This window comes from Vibrio sp. YT-19(2023), from assembly GCF_033337395.1.
Genome location: NZ_JAWOQN010000434.1, coordinates 1 through 740 on the forward strand (window position 1 = coordinate 1; position 740 = coordinate 740).

The window sequence follows — 740 nt, forward strand, 5'->3', positions numbered from 1 at the left end:
TACCCCTGATTTAATGACGGCCAGTTAGAGTGCAATACGCGCTCCAATTCCAATTCGCGTTTGTGAACCGCATCTTGAGCAGTTGCAAGTGTCTTCTTGCCGCCTTCGAAATCACTTACGGTTAAATCAAACACAGTGCTGTAGGTGTCTGCACACGTTTCAAATGCACGGCTACGTGGAATGGTTGCCATCATCACTTGGTCACCAAGCAGATAGTTCATTTCCGTCAATACCGAGACTTGCTTCTTGTTGTCGTCTTCGAACATGGTTGGCATTAGACGAACAAACTCTAAGCCATTCCAATCTTCTGGGAACATCTCATAAACCGTAGGCAAATCCTGGAAGTAGTTACCCGTAGATGCCCAGTCTAGACGTTTTGCCGCACAAGGAATTAACAGTGCATTGGACGCGTACATCGCATTCCAAACCAGAGGGTCAACGTGCGGACCGGTATCAATCATGATGATATCGAAGTCATTCGCAATCTTGTCGATAAGCTGTTCTTTCAATAGACGAACGATATCAAGTGATGGGTCTTCAGACAGCGTTTGCCACGCTTCTGCGTTAAACATAGCATCTTCTGGGAATGCGGAGATTGACTTCAAGTTCGGATATTGCGTCGGCAACAGCACGTTCTTGTGTAAAATTTCGCGGTCGATCTCTACTCCATCAGGCACGTTGCCTAACATGATGTCCACCGCTGAATAAATGTTGTCGTGCTCAGCCACACTGATTTGCGG

At 46.8% G+C, this 740-nt stretch carries 1 protein-coding gene; it reads right to left on the minus strand.

The window, feature by feature from the left end; translation table 11 throughout:
* The coding region (locus R7E78_RS26370; protein WP_318058640.1) for a ParA family protein at window positions 1-740 on the minus strand (740 nt) is incomplete at both ends.